The organism is Streptomyces alanosinicus, assembly GCF_014650595.1.
In the GTDB taxonomy this organism is placed as follows: Bacteria; Actinomycetota; Actinomycetes; order Streptomycetales; family Streptomycetaceae; genus Streptomyces; species Streptomyces alanosinicus.
In genome coordinates this window covers 1-16,372 of sequence record NZ_BMVG01000029.1, presented here as the reverse complement: position 1 = coordinate 16,372, position 16,372 = coordinate 1, and the positions used below count along the sequence as shown (strand labels likewise).

General features: G+C 67.4%; 19 protein-coding genes and 1 pseudogene. 7 read left to right on the top strand and 13 right to left on the bottom strand.

Features of this window, described 5'->3' with window-relative positions; all coding sequences use genetic code 11:
• The first annotated feature begins 8 nt into the window (after nucleotides 1-8).
• Both IE277_RS35130 and IE277_RS35125 read left to right on the top strand, forming a co-directional pair.
• The gene (locus IE277_RS35130; protein ID WP_189957796.1) at nucleotides 9-494 is read left to right on the top strand and encodes a roadblock/LC7 domain-containing protein; all 486 of its coding nucleotides are present in this window, start codon (nucleotides 9-11) and stop codon (nucleotides 492-494) included.
• A gap of 10 nt (nucleotides 495-504) precedes the next feature.
• Nucleotides 505-879 (top strand): roadblock/LC7 domain-containing protein, encoded by a 375-nt coding sequence (locus IE277_RS35125; protein WP_189957795.1) that lies wholly within the window; start codon nucleotides 505-507, stop codon nucleotides 877-879.
• Here the strand turns inward: IE277_RS35125 and IE277_RS35120 are convergent.
• From IE277_RS35120 to IE277_RS35110, 3 genes are all read right to left on the bottom strand, one after another.
• Nucleotides 876-1,499, bottom strand: coding sequence for a hypothetical protein (locus IE277_RS35120; protein WP_229882188.1), 624 nt, complete (start codon nucleotides 1,497-1,499; stop codon nucleotides 876-878). The genes IE277_RS35125 and IE277_RS35120 overlap by 4 nt on opposite strands.
• Before the next feature lie 130 nt (nucleotides 1,500-1,629).
• A complete protein-coding gene (locus IE277_RS35115; protein ID WP_229882187.1) occupies nucleotides 1,630-2,535 on the bottom strand; it encodes a MurR/RpiR family transcriptional regulator in 906 nt (301 codons plus the stop codon).
• Nucleotides 2,532-4,052 carry an aromatic amino acid ammonia-lyase gene (locus IE277_RS35110; protein WP_189957794.1) on the bottom strand — a complete coding sequence of 507 codons (1,521 nt, stop codon included), beginning with the start codon at nucleotides 4,050-4,052 and terminating at the stop codon, nucleotides 2,532-2,534. The genes IE277_RS35115 and IE277_RS35110 overlap by 4 nt, the downstream gene beginning before the upstream one ends.
• 170 nt (nucleotides 4,053-4,222) lie before the next feature.
• On the opposite strand from IE277_RS35110, the gene IE277_RS35105 reads away from it, so the two are divergent.
• The gene (locus tag IE277_RS35105) at nucleotides 4,223-4,669 is read left to right on the top strand and encodes a hypothetical protein (RefSeq protein ID WP_189957793.1); all 447 of its coding nucleotides are present in this window, start codon (nucleotides 4,223-4,225) and stop codon (nucleotides 4,667-4,669) included.
• A gap of 407 nt (nucleotides 4,670-5,076) precedes the next feature.
• Here IE277_RS35105 and IE277_RS35100 read toward each other — a convergent pair.
• A pseudogene (locus IE277_RS35100) lies at nucleotides 5,077-5,544 on the bottom strand (CBS domain-containing protein); the annotation flags it as partial.
• Nucleotides 5,545-5,644: 100 nt separating this feature from the next.
• On the opposite strand from IE277_RS35100, the gene IE277_RS35095 reads away from it, so the two are divergent.
• A complete protein-coding gene (locus tag IE277_RS35095; protein ID WP_189957792.1) occupies nucleotides 5,645-7,291 on the top strand; it encodes a recombinase family protein in 1,647 nt (548 codons plus the stop codon).
• Between the two features lie 119 nt (nucleotides 7,292-7,410).
• Here IE277_RS35095 and IE277_RS35090 read toward each other — a convergent pair whose 3' ends face one another.
• The 6 genes from IE277_RS35090 to IE277_RS35070 form a co-directional block, all read right to left on the bottom strand.
• Complete coding sequence (locus IE277_RS35090) at nucleotides 7,411-8,853, bottom strand: replication initiator (protein WP_189957851.1); 1,443 nt, start codon at nucleotides 8,851-8,853, stop codon at nucleotides 7,411-7,413.
• A 111-nt stretch (nucleotides 8,854-8,964) separates the two neighbouring features.
• Complete coding sequence (locus IE277_RS35085; protein ID WP_189957791.1) at nucleotides 8,965-9,156, bottom strand: hypothetical protein; 192 nt, start codon at nucleotides 9,154-9,156, stop codon at nucleotides 8,965-8,967.
• A complete protein-coding gene (locus IE277_RS35080) occupies nucleotides 9,153-10,286 on the bottom strand; it encodes an FtsK/SpoIIIE domain-containing protein (protein ID WP_373310962.1) in 1,134 nt (377 codons plus the stop codon). Before IE277_RS35080 ends, IE277_RS35085 begins: the two co-directional genes overlap by 4 nt.
• Before the next feature lie 20 nt (nucleotides 10,287-10,306).
• Nucleotides 10,307-10,489, bottom strand: a complete 183-nt coding sequence (locus tag IE277_RS49780) for a hypothetical protein (protein WP_373310961.1) — start codon at nucleotides 10,487-10,489, stop codon at nucleotides 10,307-10,309.
• Nucleotides 10,489-10,950 (bottom strand): hypothetical protein, encoded by a 462-nt coding sequence (locus IE277_RS35075; RefSeq protein WP_373310960.1) that lies wholly within the window; start codon nucleotides 10,948-10,950, stop codon nucleotides 10,489-10,491. Before IE277_RS35075 ends, IE277_RS49780 begins: the two co-directional genes overlap by 1 nt.
• On the bottom strand, nucleotides 10,947-11,327 hold the full coding sequence (locus IE277_RS35070) for a hypothetical protein (protein ID WP_189957790.1): 381 nt from the start codon (nucleotides 11,325-11,327) through the stop codon (nucleotides 10,947-10,949). Before IE277_RS35070 ends, IE277_RS35075 begins: the two co-directional genes overlap by 4 nt.
• Nucleotides 11,328-11,574: 247 nt before the next feature.
• Between IE277_RS35070 and IE277_RS35065 the strand changes: the two genes are divergently transcribed.
• From IE277_RS35065 to IE277_RS35055, 3 genes are all read left to right on the top strand, one after another.
• A complete protein-coding gene (locus tag IE277_RS35065; RefSeq protein ID WP_189957789.1) occupies nucleotides 11,575-12,378 on the top strand; it encodes a GntR family transcriptional regulator in 804 nt (267 codons plus the stop codon).
• A gap of 326 nt (nucleotides 12,379-12,704) precedes the next feature.
• On the top strand, nucleotides 12,705-13,175 hold the full coding sequence (locus IE277_RS35060; RefSeq protein WP_189957788.1) for a hypothetical protein: 471 nt from the start codon (nucleotides 12,705-12,707) through the stop codon (nucleotides 13,173-13,175).
• A gap of 736 nt (nucleotides 13,176-13,911) precedes the next feature.
• Nucleotides 13,912-14,385, top strand: coding sequence for a hypothetical protein (locus IE277_RS35055; protein WP_189957787.1), 474 nt, complete (start codon nucleotides 13,912-13,914; stop codon nucleotides 14,383-14,385).
• A gap of 330 nt (nucleotides 14,386-14,715) precedes the next feature.
• On the opposite strand, the gene IE277_RS35050 is transcribed toward IE277_RS35055, so the two are convergent.
• From IE277_RS35050 to IE277_RS35040, 3 genes are all read right to left on the bottom strand, one after another.
• Complete coding sequence (locus IE277_RS35050; protein ID WP_189957786.1) at nucleotides 14,716-14,994, bottom strand: hypothetical protein; 279 nt, start codon at nucleotides 14,992-14,994, stop codon at nucleotides 14,716-14,718.
• Between the two features lie 276 nt (nucleotides 14,995-15,270).
• Complete coding sequence (locus tag IE277_RS35045; protein ID WP_189957785.1) at nucleotides 15,271-15,651, bottom strand: SH3 domain-containing protein; 381 nt, start codon at nucleotides 15,649-15,651, stop codon at nucleotides 15,271-15,273.
• Between the two features lie 324 nt (nucleotides 15,652-15,975).
• The coding region (locus tag IE277_RS35040; protein ID WP_189957784.1) for a transposase at nucleotides 15,976-16,372 on the bottom strand (397 nt) is incomplete at its 5' end.

The following is a 16,372-nucleotide window of genomic DNA, read 5'->3' as shown; positions in this document are numbered from 1 at the left end:
GAGAGCTGATGGTGTCCGAGGAGGACCTCCAGGCCGTCCTGGACGAGCTGCACCGGCTGCGCAGCCGGGTACCGCAGCTCACCGGGGCCCTGGCGGCCGGCGTCGACGGTCTCGTCGTCGCCCATGACACGCCCGGAGTCGACCCGGAGGGCCTCTCGGCCCTGACCGCCGCCGCGCTCGGCGTCGCCGTCCGGGTCACCGACGCCACCGGGCACGGCGGCTTCCGGGAGCTGCTGGTGCGCGGCGAGCGCGGCTATGTCGCCACCTACGCGGCCGGCCGCACCGCCGTACTGACCCTGCTCGCCCAGGACCGGGTCAACGTCGGCCGGCTGCACCTGGAAGGCCGCCGGGCCGGCGCCCGCGTCGGAGAGCTGCTCGACGCCGCCGAGGCCACGGCACAGGCCGTACGCCGGCCCCCCGCGACCACACCCGCACGCGCCCGGAGCACGCGCACACCACGCGCCGGTACCGCACGCACCACAACCGACAGTTGAGAGGATCACCATGGCAAACACCGAGACGGCCCTGAAAGAGGCGCTGACCTCCGTCGAGGGCGCCACCGGCGTCGCGCTCGTCGACTACACCAGCGGCATGGCGCTGGGCACGTTGGGCGGCAGCAAGAGCTTCGACATGAACGTGGCCGCGGCCGGGAACACGGATGTGATCCGCGCCAAGATGCGCACGATGGAGATGCTGGGCCTCAAGGGTGAGATCGAGGACGTCCTGATCACGCTCTCGGACCAGTACCACCTGATCCGCCTGCTCAAGAGCCGCGGCGGCAACGGCCTGTTCCTCTACCTGGTCCTCGACTCCTCCCGGGCCAACCTGGCGATGGCCCGTCACCAGCTGAAGAAGATCGAGCAGGAACTGGAGATCTAGGGCGTGTTGCGAAAGTCCCGGGAGACCGGGACCAGCTCGGCGGTACGGCGGCGGGCCCCGCCCGGGGCCGCGTCGCCGGCCGCGACGCCCGTGCCGCGCAGGCCCTTGACGGCCTTGCCCGCCGGGCGTCCACCACGCCGGTCGAGCCAGTCGACGCGCACCCACAGCAGTGTCTCCTCGGCGCGCTCGCGCCGCCCGAGCCAGGCGGCCTTCAGCCGCAGCCCGGTGCCGAGACCGGCGAGCAGCATGCCGCCGGCGGCGGGCAGCGCGAAGGACGAGCCGAGCGCGACGACGGAGGCCGCCAGCAGCCACCAGCGGTGGCCCCGCCGCCAGTTGCGCACGGTCACCGCCCGGTCCTGCAGTACGTCGTACTTGCCCGCGCGGGCCGCGCCGCGGGCAAGGGCGACGTACCGACCCCGGCGCACCAGTGCCACGACCGCCATGCCGACGAGGAACAGCGCGGCACCGGTGAGCACCCCGATCCGGCGGCCGGTCACCCCGGGCGGCAGCACCCCGATCCCCGCGGCGCACACCCCGAACCACCACAGCGGAGCCGCCCCGGCCCGTACGACGACGGCCACCCGGGCCAGTCCCTGTCCTCCGCGTCCTCCGCGCGCCACGATCCGCCTCCTCTTCGTACCGGCACCGTCTCTTCGTACCGGCACCGTCCGCCGTACCGGCACAGTGCTGTCGGCCGGGCACGGTAACGAGGGAACGTGAGACGAGTCTGAGAGCGCGCCCGCGGGCAGGTCACTCCACGAACAGGCCCCGCGCCGCGGCCTTCGCGTCGAACTCCTCCAGCCGGGCCTGCGCCTCGGGAAGATCGTCGCAGACCGCCTCCAGCAGCACCCGTCCGAGCAGCATCGGCGCGCACGCGGTGTCGAAGGCGAGCCCGGTGCCGACGGCGGCGGGCAGCAGCAGATCGGAGTGCCCCGCGACCGGCGCGAACGCGGAGTCGGCGACGGTGACGGTGGTCAGGCCCATGTCCTTGGCGTAGGCGAGGGTGTCGACGACCTCGCGCGGATGCCGGGGCAGCGCGAAGCACAGCAGCGCGGAGGCGCCCGCGCGGACGGCGGCGTCGATCCGGTCCTGGACCATCGTGCCGCCCTCGTCGAGCAGCCGGACGTCCGGGTGGACCTTGGCGGCGAAGTAGGCGAAGCCGTACGCCTGGGAGGCGGCCGCGCGCAGGCCGAGCACCGGCAGCGGGCGGGAGGCGGCGAGGATCCGGCCGGCCTTCTGCACCGGGCGCGGGTCGGCGAGCAGGTCGGCGAGGTGCCGCAGGTTCTCGATCTCGGCCTTGACGGCCTGCTGGTACTCGTTGAAGGCACCCGCCTCGGCGGCCGGTTCGGCGGGCACGACCTCGCGCAGATGCCGGCGCAGCGCCGGATAGCCGTCGAAGCCGAGCGCGACGGCGAACCGGGTCACCGACGGCTGGCTGACGCCGGCCAGCTCGGCCAGCTCCACGCTGGACAGAAAGGGCACGTCGGCGGCCCTGCGCACCATGCTGTGCGCGATCCGGCGCTGGGTCGGCGTCAGCCGGTGGCCCTCGAACAGCGCCTGCAGCCGGTTCGCGGGACTGTCGCTCACCGCACCGGAGGCCACCTGGGAGGCGGCGCCTTCCGTGGCATCTGCACCGATACCCCTGTCCACGCTCATGACGCGCTCCCCCTCCAGATGTCCGTGAACCGGTCGAGCAGTGCGGCCGCCTGCGTCACATCGTCCGTGAGCGGCCGGTCGGCCGGGTCGGCGTCGAGGACCGGCTCGGCGAGCGCGAACGCCGCTCCGGCCGGCAGCCCGGGGTCGGGCCTGAGGTCGCGCTGGCGCAGCGCCCGGACGGCGGCGACCAGCTCACAGCCGACCACCAGACGGTACGCACCGCACGCGCGCAGGGTCTGCCGCGCGGCGAGCGAGGCGAAGCTGGCCTGTTCCTCGACGCCCCGGGAGAGTACAGCGTGGCCGAGCGAGGCGGGCGCGGAGAAGGCCCGCAGATCACCGAGGGCCGCGCCGGCCGCGTACTCCAGGATCATCACCCCCGAGGAGGCCGGCTCGTGGTCGGCGAGGAAGGGGCGCAGCCGGGTGTAGGCGGGCTCGTTGAGGGTGGACAGACGGGATGTCGACAGCCGGGCCACCTGGGTCGCGGCGAGCCTGAAGTGGTCGAGGGCGAGGGCCAGTTGAGCCGCGTAGAAGCCGCCGTGGTGGTAGGCGGCGAGGTCCTCGGCGGCGATGAGCGGGTTCTCGGCGGCCGCGTTGATCTCCACGGCCAGCACCCGCTCCAGGGCATCGGCGGCGTCGTGCGCGGGGCCGTGGATCTGGGGCAGACAGCGCAGGCCGTAGGGGTCCTGGATCCGGCCGAGCGGCGGGGTCGGCCGGTCGGCGGCGCCGATCAGCTCGCGCATCCGCCGGGCCACCTCGACGCTGCCCCGGTGCGGGCGGGCGGCGTGCACCGGGTCGGCGTACGCCTCGTGGGAGCCGTCGACGGCGAGCAGGGACAGCGCCGCGACGACCTGGGTGGCGCCGATGAGCCCGCGCAGCTCGTGCAGGGCGAGCGCGGACTGGCCGAGGGTGAGGGCGTTGCTGCTGATCAGGGCGAGGGCGTCGTTGTTGTCGAGGGGCTGCGGCGCGGGGGCGCCCACACCGCGCCAGGGGTGTTCACCGGCGAGCGCGAGCCCGACCTGGGCCAGGGCCGCGATATCACCGGTACCGACGGAACCGAACTCGTTGACGACCGGATACGCGCCGCTCTCCAGCGCCTCGCACAGCGCGGTGACCACCCCGGGCCGCAGCCCGGCACCGCCGGCCAGCAGCTGATTGGCGCGGACGGCGAGCATCGCCCGCACCTCACGCGCCGGAAGCTCTTCGCCGATGGCACCGGCGTGGCTGCGCAACAGCCGCAGACCGTGCCCGGCGGCGGCCTCGGTGGGCACGTCCTCGTTCCGGTTGGCACCGACACCGGTGGACCGGCCGTAGACCCGCCCGGTGGCCGCGATCTGCCGCGCGGCACTCCAGGACCGCTCCACCCGCCGCATCGCACCGCCCTCGGCAACGGGACGGACGGCACCGCCGGCAAGACGTACGACACCCTCGACACCGAGTCCGGACCCGTCGAGGACCACGGTCGCCGATCGCTCGGACGGCACGGGCTGCGACGTATCCACGGCACGAGACGACACCATGCCCAGACTCCCCTCGACCCGTCACCAGACTATTCACACACCAAGAACTCTGCATGACGTTATACAGCCGAGCAAGGGGCGTCTCATGACCCAGCCCGACCCGGCAGCCCGGTCCCGAAAGGGGGGCTTTCCCCAGTGCGCGGGGCGGGTGTGGTTTCTAGGGTGGGGGCATGAGCACACTGGACTCGCGGGACGCCGGCCTGAATCTGCGGAAGGACCCGGACCTGCGGAAGGAACTCGACGCCACCGTGCGGGCCCGCACGGATCTCGGTGCCGAGTACGACTCCGCGCTGGTCGACTCCTTCCTGGAGAAGGTCGAGCAGCGGATCGACGACGCCGTGGACCGCCGGGTGCGGCGGCACCTGGCCGAGCAGCGGATGACGACCGCGCGCGGCACCCGGCGCCCGAAGGACGCCGACAGCTGGCCGGAGCGCTTCGGGTTCGCCATCGTCTCGCTGGTCCTCGCCGTGCCGCTGACGGCCATCAGCGGCGCCTTCGGAGGGATGACCGGGATGGTGGCGACCTGGGCCGGCATCGTCGGTGTCAACGCGGCCCAGGCCGTGCGCACCAACCCGGAGATCCTCTCCGGCCGGCGGCGCACGGAGTCCGACGGCTGACGTCCCGGAAGAAGACTCCGGGAAAAGACTCCGGAAGAAGGCCCCGGGAAAAGACTTTCGCGGGGACCGCCGCACCCCCGTTTCCGGGGGGCGGGACGACGGCGGTCCCCGCGAGGGACGCGGTCCGGGTCAGGGCCGGGCCTCCGCGTCCGTGGCGTCCATGGAGGTCCGGGAGCCGCTCCGGAGGTTCCTTGGCGCCGTTCGGCGTCGGCCTGGGCGGAGAGCCGCTCCCCCCTGCCGACACCCCTAATGTGCCGGATCCGTGTTAAGCGGGTGCTGCGCGCACGTGACGCGCTCGTACCACTTCCGCGAACCCCGCCTCACCTCAAGTGGTCGGCGTAAACCACCAGTTCACCGGGGGTTCGCCGGCATGTGCGGCCCCTTGCCTGCCGCCCTGCCTGCCGCCCCTACTTGCCGCCCTTGGCCAGGAAGGCCAGCAGGTCCTGCCGGCTGACCACACCGGTCGGCTTGCCCTCGACCAGGACGATCGCCGCGTCGGCCGAGCCGAGCACGGACATCAGGTCGCCGACCGGCTCGCCGGAGCCGACCTGGGGCAGCGGGGCGCACATGTGCTTCTCCAGCGGGTCGTCGAGGGACGCGCGCTTGTTGAACAGGGCGTCCAGCAGCTCCCGTTCCACCACGGAACCGACGACCTCGGCGGCCATCACGTCCGGGTGTCCCGCGCCCGGCTTGACGACCGGCATCTGCGAGACGCCGTACTCGCGCAGCACCTCGATGGCCTGGCCGACGGTCTCCTCGGGGTGCATGTGCACGAGGGAGGGGATGACGTCGCCCGCCTTGTGGCTGAGGACATCGGCGACGCGGGCGCTCGGGCCCTCGTCCTCCAGGAAGCCGTAGTCGGCCATCCACTCGTCTAAGTCAATCTGTAAACCGGTAGTCAGATCCCAGACCGCTTGGCGACCATGGTCGGGGGCTGATCACCGCAGGTGACCAGTACAGACGAAGGGGAGGGACATGGCCGGCAGCTCTCGCAGCTACCTCAACCCGGAGCTTGTGACAGCGCTCCAGCAAGGCCGCACGTTTGAGGAATGGCTCAACGGCCGTATACCGGGGATCGACTACGCCAGGATCAGCGGGGACCAGGCCGTCAGGTCGACCACGCAAGCCTTGACCAAGGAGAAGGGCCGAGGTGTCCGGCACCAGCACGAGGGCAACCAGGAAGTTGCAGGCGAGCACGGCATAGCCATCGTGCGCTTCTATGAAGACAACAACATCACCGCTGCCGACCCTGACATAACCCGCCCCTCCTTCCTGGAGATGACGAAGGCTCTACTTCACCGCAAGGTCCCCGAGGGATTCCCTGTCCAAGCCATCGTGGCCCAGGAGCACGAACGGGTTTGGCGCCTCCCAGAGGACTACATCAGGTTTCGGCGCGCCGTCATCACCGCCGATGACGGGGTCTTTATCGAGCGAGGCAAGGTCTACGACATCTCAAGCACCGGCGGCCACATCGTGGGCCTGGTGAACTCGGGGGTATCCGAAGGAGAGGTGTCCAAGACCAAGGAGCGCATCAAGCGAAACATCAGCCGTCGCGCACAGGACGGAACTACCCCCGGCGGCCGTCGCCGTTTCGGTTACCTTGCCCAGGACCCTTTGAAGGGACGCAAGGTTAACGAAAAGCTGTGCCCTGAAGAGAGCCCCTGGGCTATCAGGATGAAGGAATGGGCCATGGCAGGGGCAGCGTGGAAGACGATTGCAATTCACTTGCGCGAGAAGGGGATCAAAGGAGCAAGCGGCGCAGATTGGTCCGGTGAGACCGTACGCCAATACCTGACTAATGCCACTAACTACGGCTACCGCCAGATCAGAGGGAAACTGGTTGTCGACAAGGACGGAAAGCCGATTGTCGGCAAATGGGAAACCATAGGCACCCCGGATGAGTGGCGATACATCTGCAACCTCTCGAAGCAGAGAGGCGCCAAGACGGGAAGTAGGCTAACCAATGGCGGGGGAAAGAATCCTGGTCCGCCTGAAGGTCGAGCTAGGAAATACCTCTTTAGCGGGTTCCTCCGCTGCGGGAACATCCCGATTGACGTCGTATGCAACACAAAGATCGGGGGGACCCGCCGCCCGACCAAGAGCGATCCAGATATGCATGAATACGTCTGCACCGAGATTGGGTGTGGAGGCGTAGCCAGGAGCGGGAAAGAGGTTGACGCGCACCTCGAAGCCTTGGTAGTTGCAGCCCTAGAAGCGAGGTACAAGGCCGTCCCCAAGAAGGTGGATTCCTGGGATGGGGCGGAACTCCTCGCTTCCATCCTGGAAAAGAAAAAGTCCCTCTCATCCAAATGGATGGAAGGCGACATTAGCGATGAGACGTTCTATGACCTACTCCCCGACCTTGACGATAAAATCAAGGGGCTTGAACAAGATCGGGAAGAGCACGCCGTAGCTGTGGCCGAAAGTAATGCCTTCAATGGGTGGGACCGTTCGCGCTGGTACGGAAATCCCAAGAAGGGAATTCCACCCATGGACCTGACTCAAAAAAGGATGGCCATAGCCAAGATCATTCGAGCCGTTATCATCGCGCCTCTACCTGAAGGGCGATCCAGGCGAGCTCCCTTCGATCCGAATCTACTGAAGGTCATTCCTCGTAGGTGACGTCAGACAGGCCGAGGATTTGCCGGAGTTCTCGGTCCTGTTCTTCCGAGAAGGGCGGGAGCTTCTCCAGCTCCCGCTTCACCCACTCTTCGAGAGGGATCAGGGGATTACCATCGCCGTTACGCGGCATACCTCCACCCCTCAGCTATCATTTCCTTTCTGAGTTTCCGTAGGTTCGCTAGGTCTTCGGCTATGCCGTATGCAATGTCCGCTTCTGCCGGCGAGTGCCCCGAGCCGACATAGCGCCAGGCTGATTCCGTGACGGTCTCTCGGTCCTCCAAGGCGAGCGCGCCGCCGCCCTGGTAGTCCGCCCGCACCGCGCGCAGCTCCCCGTAAGTGGTGGAGTACTGACGTGATTTGGTGAGCACATGGCCCCGGTAGCCAAGCGTGTGGGCCCAGGCCCGCAGGTTCAGCCCCTCCAGCTCTGGCAGGCCGCCCAGGCGCCAGGACGTGGCCATAAGCGCCCGCAGGTGGGCATTCACTGGTGCAAGGCGGATGCTGTCGACGTCCTGTATTCGGTAGTCGATGCCGCCCGAGTCGCCGACGCTCTTGGATACGTATTTGGCGACGTAGGCCGCAACGGCGCTATCCGTCATGGCCGATGATTCGGTAAATGCGTCGCTACGGATCGCGTGAACGTCGAGTTGCTTCCCCCACTTGATGACCCGCTCACCGGTTGCCGGGGAATACGGGGTATGCACCTCTATTTGGTCGGCAGCCGACCGAACGGCATCTGAGAGCAGGTCAGTTGTCGCCCACAAAGGCGGGGGCGAGGAAGGGCCGTCGGGCCCGTCGAGGCGTACGACCGCGTGGAAGTGAACAGCGCCCCGCTTCTGGTACTCGGCGACCTTGGCGAACGACAGCGTCAGGTGTTCCCGCAGACGGGTTTGTGTGATTCCTACGGCCGTTGCCAGGTGCCGGCGGAGCATGTGGCAATAGCGATTCCAGAGCTTGCCCGCCGAGGCGTGCCAGAGCACGTGTCCGGCGTAGTCGTAGCAGTCCCTGCACAGCGGCTGTCCCACCGCTGGATCGTTCTCGGTGTGTCGTTGACCGCAGCCGGCAGGCCGCCCGTGTTCGCAGACACCGCCATCTCGGCGGGGACGGCATACGGCGCCGTCAAAGGCTCCGTGTACGGCGCCGAATGAGGGGGCAGTCAGGGTGACGAAGAGCCGGGGGTGACGCTGGACTCCTTCCGCTACTCCCTTGCCGCCCAGGAGGCCGGCACGGACCAGGTGGAAGGTATCGCCGGCGTGGAGGTAGGAACACGGCTCGCAGCGCGTCTCTCGTCGGTTGCGGCAGCGCACAGGCATCCGGCCGCCGGGTTCACCGCTGGTGTCGTAGTGCCGCAGCACTTCACCCGTGGCCACGTCGTGGGTCGTTGTGTGTCCTGCGAGATAGATCGGGTGAGCGCACCCGCCTATGGATGTGATCTGTTCGAGCCAGCGAGAGTATCCGGGTTCGTGAACGAGACGGATAAGGTCCCGCTCGGTAGAAGAAAGAAGGCGCAGACGCTCAGGCTCATCGAGGACCGAGCGCCGCGCCTTATCTGATATCGGAAACATGGGAGGCCCCCTTTCGTGGTAGATAGGCGCGGCATTCATGGGTTCAGCTCCGTCTTTGCTTGACTCAGCTACGGGTTCAGCGCAGCCTTCCCCTGTGGTTCCTTTTCGGGGTCAGCCGAAAAATAGGCTTCCGAGGATCTTGACGATCTCCCAGGCGGGATAGGAGAACGGGGTTCCTGCCAGCAGGAATCCGAACAAGGAAATCAGGGTTGCCTGATACCACTTGATTTCCCGGGATCGCGCGATCAGGACAACGTACAGGAACAGGAAGGCGTCGATGGCCCACATTTCGTTTTGCGTCATGCTGCTGCACCTCCTTTCACGAAATTCACGGGGTGCGGCTGTGTCAGGAACGGGTCCGCCGGGGGGTCCATCCGGGCAATCGAGGCCGCATCGACAGTGGTGACGAGGCGGGACCGGGCGCGCATCCACCGGCCGCCCATGGCGACCACGGCGACGCCCTGTTCGTCCTCGGTGATGTTCTGGGCGGTGATCACGGCGTCCGGGTTGATGTCACCCAAGGTCATCTCGGCTGACGCTGCGTCATGAGCGCGGTGGGCGACGCGTCCGCCCAGTTGGGCGCGGAGTGTGGTGACCCTTGGGCCTATGTCGGAGCCGACCCGCTGTCCGGCGACGACCAGGTGGACGCCGAGTGCCGCACCGAGCTGTGCGACGCGCAGCAGCAGTGTTCCGCACTGCTCCGTCTCGTCTTTCGACTCGCGAGAGCCGTCGGTGAGGTACAGCTCTGCCAGCTCGTCCACGATCACGACGAGGGGCACCGGCCGCAGATGTTCGGGCAGGTCCCAGATGGTCCGCTTGCCCGCCTCACGGCAGACTCGCATGCGCGCCTGGATCTCGTCGACCACGCCGGACAACAGTCCGACCGCCTGTGTCCGGTCGGTGGCCAGCGCCGAGAGCCGGCCGCCGAACAGGCCCAGTTCCATACCGCCCTTGCAGTCGATGCCGACCAAGCCGACCGGCTGAGGCGCCAGCCCGAGGACCAGCGCCGCCAACAGTGACGACTTACCGGACTGCGTGGCCCCTGTGACCAGCCAGTGAGGCACGCGCCGCAGGTCGACCAGCCAGGGTTCGCCATCCTCGATACGGCCCACGTCCGCCGACAGCAGCGTCGGAGCCGGCGCACGGGCGAACGGGACCTCACCGGTCAGAGGATCAAGAGCCGTGACATGGATGACCACCTGTCCTCGACGGGGAGAGGTGACCCGTACTCCGTGCACGTGCCAGGCGTGCTCCATAGCTTGGGCCGCCGCAAAGTACGGGGCCGGAGTCTGGCCCGGATGCAGCAGCACCCGCAGCTTCAGCCCGTTCTTCGTCGGCACCGGCCAGGACCGCCCAGGAGGCTTAGGGCGCAGCACCTGTCCCTGCACTACGAGGTCACGGCCGATGACCCGGCGGTCCGGCGAAGTGCTCACCGAAAGCCCGTTGAGGTGGGTCAGTGGCGCCACGTCGTCCAGATGCGCAGTGCGGTTCCCGGGTAGCCGACCAGCCACCAGCGCCATGGCCACTGCCGCATCGGGATGCCCCGCGCCGCCAGACGCGGTTCCCACCAGCGTTGCGTCAGCACACCGACGATCAGCAGCGCTGACAGGATCCACACCACCAGGGAAGCGGGCATCAGTCCGCTCCTTCTTCTTTGGTCCAGGCGAGCACGAGCCGGGCGCGCAGCATGGCCGACTCGGCATGACGAGCCGTGAGGCCGAGGAGGAATCGAAGGGCGGGGATGTCATCGGACGTCGCGAGCAGCGCTTCAGCACCAGCCAGCGCTCGCAGATCCCGCAGCAGCGAACCGAAATGCCCATCCACGCAGAACACCGGGCCATCGCGATCCGTAGCGTCCTCGCCGTCTGCTTCGTCCGCGCCTGCCGCCGCCCGCATGTCTCGGGCCATGCGATCCGCCTCGTCCGCGATCACGGCCGCGCACGGGTCCTTGCATGCGAAGACCTGTGACTCATCGGCAGGCGACCGCCCGACCGGTAGAGACGTGATCTTCGCGTTGAGGAAGTCGGCGTTGCAGACCACGCAGGCCATGCCGTCCGCCTGCCGGGCATTCAGGTGCCAGAAATACCGCTCCATCACGAATCGCCGCCCGCCGGCTTCCCGCGCGGACCGGCCGCAGGAGACGGAGCGGAGCTGCCGACGGAGCCCTGCACGGGCGTGATCGCAGCAGCCCGGTAGGTCGTACCGTTCCGGCCGTCGATCTCCCAGTCGTTACCCCACAGGTCCGTGACCCGGACCTCACCACCCTCCACGAGACCCTGAGGCTGGCCGTTGGTGACCACGTGGATCTCCTCCAGCCGGCGCCCCTCCATCTGGCGCACCACGAGACCCGTGATCCACAGGGGGTTTCCCTCGCGGTCACGTCGCTGTTCGCCCTCCAGCGTGACGCGCGGTTCCGGAGCGATCAGGCAACGGATCGTGCCCAACCGCCCGGTGTCGATCGGTTTGTTGATCAAGGCAGTTCACCTCATCCAGCATCACACCCACCCAGCCACTTATCCGAATGAGTTGGGTGATCATCTTGACTTGTCGCTCGACGCAGGGTCAACAACTTATCCGGATGAGTGGGTAGGGGGCTGTTCGACGGACCGGTCAACCACTTATCCTCATGAGTGCCCGTGCGCCGTACCACGAGGCACTGACAGCCAGTCCGCCCGAAGCCCACCCAGTACTCAGACCGGCGAACCGAGAAGGACACCAGCCATGGCAGCCCGAGAGCACATCGAACGCGCCCCGTCCATGTACTTGCAGGTGGCTCAGCGCATGGCCACCGACATCAAGCGCGGCCGCTATCAACCAGGCGATCTCCTGCCGTCCGAGAACGAGATGGTGGAGATGTACGGCGTAGGCAAGCACACCGCCCGTGCGGCCGTCGCCGAGCTGCGTCGCATGGGACTGGTGGAGTCCTTGCAGGGCAAGGGCAGCAGGGTTCTTCCGTCCGGCGGAGTCCTGCCCGCCACCCGTGTTGACCGGTCCATCCAGCGCACTGCGAAGGGGGATTGGCGCTTGCCGGTGGCGAAGGAGGCCGAGGCGCCTGCCGTCAGCAGGATCGCGCTGGATGGACCGCCAGCCCTGTTGCTTGACCAGCTTGACCAGGATGCCATCAGCGTGGACCGCATGCTCTGCGACGCGGCGACCGGTGCCCGGATGGCCCACCGTGTCCTGATCCCGATGGCCACCGCTGCCGACGTGCCCACGCTGGCCGAGCAGCCAGACGCCGAGATCGCCGACCTGTACCGGCAACTCGCCGAAGCCGGACTCAGTCTGAGTTTCACCGAACATGTCACCGCTCGCGCCCCATACCCCGACGAGCGCACGGCACTCGGACTGAGCGACGCCAGCCCCCTCCTGATCACCTACCGCGTGACCACCGACGCCGACCAGGACCGCCCCTTGTTGTGCGAAGAGTTGAAGGCCCCCGCCTCCACGTGCCGGCTCACCTACCCCGTGACGCCGACCAGGGCAGCCGCCAGGCGCACCACCCGCCGGCGATCCGAATCGGAGTAACTTCGCTTTACTTGTTCAAGGGCGCGCCTTCGGCGCGCCGGGCGGTCCTGCCGCCCCGGCCGGGCATGCGGCCTCCGGCCGGTCCCGTCCGGACGGCAACCGCCCGACACCGCCACCGCACCCGACCAAGCAGCAAAGCCCCCCGCTGAATCGTCGCGGGGGGGGCTTCGCCGTCCGCCCTGTTCGTCATCGGGAAAGCTAGCCGCACGGCCGACAGAGGCCCACTCTCGCCTGCTACCGGCGCCAAGTCGCCGCGCTATCACGCTCATTTACCAAGGAGGCCAGCGCCTCTCTCGGTCAACTACTTCATCGGGACCGCTCTGTTCGTGTGTGCGCTGCTGGATCTGGTGGTTCGTGGTCTGACGTGTAGAGAGTGTGTGTCCAGGCCGTGTGGGCGCGGCCCCTCCCCAAGGCCCGATGGATCAGCACTTGCTAACGTCGCCTGGCTGTTAGACCTGATCAAGAAAGAGAAACGGGGATTTGCCGTGACGAGACTTGCACGCGTTGCGACCGTTGTCGCGCTGGTGGGCGGTGTGGTGGCCGGTGCGGTTCCGGCTGCCACGGCGGCTCCGGCGAAGGCCAAGATGCTGGAATCGGTCACGCTGAGGGCGAAGCCGACCAACAAGTCCACCGCCCGGGGCATCATCCCCAAGGGCGCGGTCGTCAACACCAACGACACCGCCTACGTGGCGGGAGCCACGTACAAGGCCTGTGGAATAAAGGAAAGGCTCTGGTACCCGGTCACGTGGAAGGGGATGAAGGGGTACGTCGTCGCTGCCTGCATGGGGTTCCAGTGATGTATCCGCCGGTCTCGGATGTGTCCCGGTAGGCGGATCGGTCCGCTCGGGACACGCTCGTGAACCATCGCCCGTCGGTAGTGGCCGGTGCCACCCCGGCGGGCGCACACGTTTCTGCGGACGCGAGCCGGCGCCGGGCTGTGGGGGCCTCGGGCCTGCCTTTCACGACGTGAAGTCCTGCGTCCACCACAGGCGTCCGTGCGAGTTCCTTACGCCACCCACGTCCACACTGTGGCGCACAGCGCCGTGACGAACGGGTTGGGGCCGGTGGTACCAGGGGCACTACAGCGCACCCCTGGACCCCGCCCACGCGTGGCAACCTCACGCGCGAAACAGGTTTCGTGGTGGCCAAGATCCATGCGCGCGTGAGGTCACCACGCACGTAATCGCATCGTTCCGCCGTCGCGGGGTGCTGTAACCGAAACCCCGCAATCAACCGACGAAACACCGCCCCCACTCCACCTCAGGCGACGCGACCCAGAAGGTCCAACAGATGACCCATTTCAGCCATTAAGCGACAAGGTGAAGAATTCCCCCACACGAGTCAGTTGCGCCATTTTCCATAGTTCCCCCCTTTGGGTGCATGGCATGGTCAATGCGCAAGCAATCGATCGCGAATATCGGCAGATTGTCGATATTCGCGGAAAATTGACCACCCGGAGGGGGAAACGTGTTAACGCCCCAAAAGCTCCTCAAACGCGCCATCGCTTGCACAGCCACTGCTGCAATGGCGGCGGTGACACTGATGGTGTCCACGGCCAGCGCCACAACTCACCATGCGCCTCATGTCGCGACGAAGGCCGAGCCGACGACTACATGCGGCAGCAAGTTCTCGCTGTACTCAGAGGGTCGTTGGACCTACACCGAAGCCCGGTTCTGCCTCGCGACTGACGGTAGCCAACTCTGGCCCGTGCTGGAATTCTCCGAGTGCCAGTACTACTGGGGAGGGGCTTGGTACTACGCCAAGGCGAAGTACCCTTGCGGCTTCGATTTCGCCTACACGGTGACCCGTAATGGGCAGGATTTGCTGGACAGCAGCAGTTCCGGCAGCGGCGGTCCGGGCGGTGTTGTCGAAGGCAACTCCACCGGTTGCGCGGGTCCCGGTAACTACACGCTCAGGGCACGGTATGTCCTCAGCGGACCGTACTGGACCGACACCCAGATCAATTCCGGTTATCGCACGTACAACCTCAACGTGCCCTGCGGCTGACGAGGGTGTCATGCAGGAGTCTTCCCGGCAAAGCAACGCCGGGAAGACTCCTAGCTCTTGGCGGCGATCGGCCGCTGTGCCAGCGCCGAGGACGCCAACGTCGCCGCCTGGGACCGCCCTAATTCCGGCAGGTCCGCGCGTGCTGCTCGGCGGCAAACCGCGCAGGACCCGCACCCGTGATCAAGATCGGCCGTCGGCAGCCCTCGCACTGGATGAACTCTCCCCGCCTATCGGTTTCGATCCACACTCGCGAACCCTTCGCAGTCCGCCAGTCATCCCGCCTCATCCCGCATTCCCTTCCCCTACTCGCCTACCGTCCGCCAGCGCTCGTCAACATGCCCGCCGCCTTTCTCCCGCTATCTCCTCCAGGAGCCCCGCGAGCAGGCGAACACCCTCGATACGTAGCCAAACCACCGGTTCACCGTTCGGGCCCACATGCGCAATCGCCCGAACGATCCGGCGATCCAGCCCCAAATCCTCGATAACGGCGTTGAGTTCCTGCGCTGCCACATCCGCTTCCCGCCACGATGGCGCATAGCCGATTCCGGGAATGAACACAGCATCGTCCGGACCGACAAAGCCCCCGTCCGGCGACCAGCCTTCCTCCATCGCGCAACCCACTCCAGCCATGGCCGTTTTGGTCACAACGGCCGACTAACCCCACCCGTTTGAACGCGTGCCAGTCGAAAACCGAGCGATCAGTGTAAGTCTCATCGGGTTTTCACACCACTACTCTCTGTGCGGGAACCGGAACCACACCAACCGGCCCCCCGCCCCTGCACGCAATGCGCACAAGGCCTTCACATATGACAGAGTCATAGTCCACCAAGCGGCCCCCTCTCAGCCGAAGCCGAGAGGGGGCCGACTCACCTACTGAACGTCAGGTCAGTACAAGTACTCTTCGGTGATCCACCCGACATATCCGGCCGACAGGCCGCCCGCCGAAGCGGTCTGCAACATCACCTTGTCCCAGATCTGCCCCGTCGAGTCGTACGCCGAGGTGATGACCCGCACCGGCTGACCGTCGTAGACCAGGCCGAGTATCGCCCGATCCATCCCCGGGCCCATGCGCACCCGCAACCCGTCCACCGTCGCCGACTTGAACACCGACTGGTCCGCCGGATACGACGCACCCGCCCCACCGGAGCCACCCGACGAGTACCCCGGATCCGCCGGCATCGCCGAGGCCGCCGAGACGCCTACCAGGCCGACACCGGCCACCAGCGCGCCCGACACGACCAGCGCCCGCAGTGCCTTACGTCCCATGATCGAAATCCCTTCGACTCAAAGAGGACGAGCAGTCGCCGACCATCTCAGTCGCCAACCACTCATCCGGATGAGTGGCCAGCATTCAACACCACATCAGAGCGGTCAACCACTTATCCGAATGAGTCAGCGCCGAGGAGCAGTCCGACGTGCCAGGCACGACGAAGCCCCTGTCCGTGCGCACGGCAGTGCACACGGACAGGGCAGTCCTAGTAGTGCTTGGTCAGGTTGGTATCGGTTCCGGCATGTTGCGGTGACAGGTGGGGCAGGCGCCGGTCCAGACCGCGAGGAGTAACTGCAGTTCACGGACGACCCGGTAGAGGGTCAGGCCGGCGCCGTCTCTTTTGGGGCCCGGGTGATGCGTTGGAGGGTGCAGAAGGCGTGTGCGACGGAGACGAGGGTGACGTGGTGGTGCCAGCCCCGCCATGTGCGGCCTTCGAAGTGGGCCAGGCCCAGGGCCTGTTTCATCTCGCGGTAGTCGTGCTCGATGCGCCAGCGCAGTTTCGCGGTGCGCACGAGGGTGGCCAGCGGGGTGTCGGCGGGCAGGTTGGACAGCCAGAACTGGACGGGTTCGGGCTGGTCGGCGGGCCATTCGGCCAGCAGCCAGCGCACCGGCAGCTCCGGGCCGTCGGCTGCCTTGCGGATCTCGCGTCCGGCGGGCCGGATCCGCAGGGCCACGAAGCGGGAGTACATGCGCTTGACGCCGCTGCGGCCGCTGCCG

Bases quoted from the DNA above. Each gene is read 5' to 3' on its own strand.
- IE277_RS35130 (WP_189957796.1), top strand. From the start codon at position 9: ATGGTGTCCGAGGAGGACCTCCAGGCCGTCCTGGACGAGCTGCACCGG.
- IE277_RS35125 (WP_189957795.1), top strand. From the start codon at position 505: ATGGCAAACACCGAGACGGCCCTGAAAGAGGCGCTGACCTCCGTCGAG.
- IE277_RS35115 (WP_229882187.1), bottom strand. From the start codon at position 2,535: ATGAGCGTGGACAGGGGTATCGGTGCAGATGCCACGGAAGGCGCCGCC.
- IE277_RS35110 (WP_189957794.1), bottom strand. From the start codon at position 4,052: ATGGTGTCGTCTCGTGCCGTGGATACGTCGCAGCCCGTGCCGTCCGAG.
- IE277_RS35105 (WP_189957793.1), top strand. From the start codon at position 4,223: ATGAGCACACTGGACTCGCGGGACGCCGGCCTGAATCTGCGGAAGGAC.
- IE277_RS35095 (WP_189957792.1), top strand. From the start codon at position 5,645: ATGGCCGGCAGCTCTCGCAGCTACCTCAACCCGGAGCTTGTGACAGCG.
- IE277_RS35090 (WP_189957851.1), bottom strand. From the start codon at position 8,853: ATGTTTCCGATATCAGATAAGGCGCGGCGCTCGGTCCTCGATGAGCCT.
- IE277_RS35085 (WP_189957791.1), bottom strand. From the start codon at position 9,156: ATGACGCAAAACGAAATGTGGGCCATCGACGCCTTCCTGTTCCTGTAC.
- IE277_RS49780 (WP_373310961.1), bottom strand. From the start codon at position 10,489: ATGCCCGCTTCCCTGGTGGTGTGGATCCTGTCAGCGCTGCTGATCGTC.
- IE277_RS35065 (WP_189957789.1), top strand. From the start codon at position 11,575: ATGGCAGCCCGAGAGCACATCGAACGCGCCCCGTCCATGTACTTGCAG.
- IE277_RS35050 (WP_189957786.1), bottom strand. From the start codon at position 14,994: ATGGAGGAAGGCTGGTCGCCGGACGGGGGCTTTGTCGGTCCGGACGAT.
- IE277_RS35045 (WP_189957785.1), bottom strand. From the start codon at position 15,651: ATGGGACGTAAGGCACTGCGGGCGCTGGTCGTGTCGGGCGCGCTGGTG.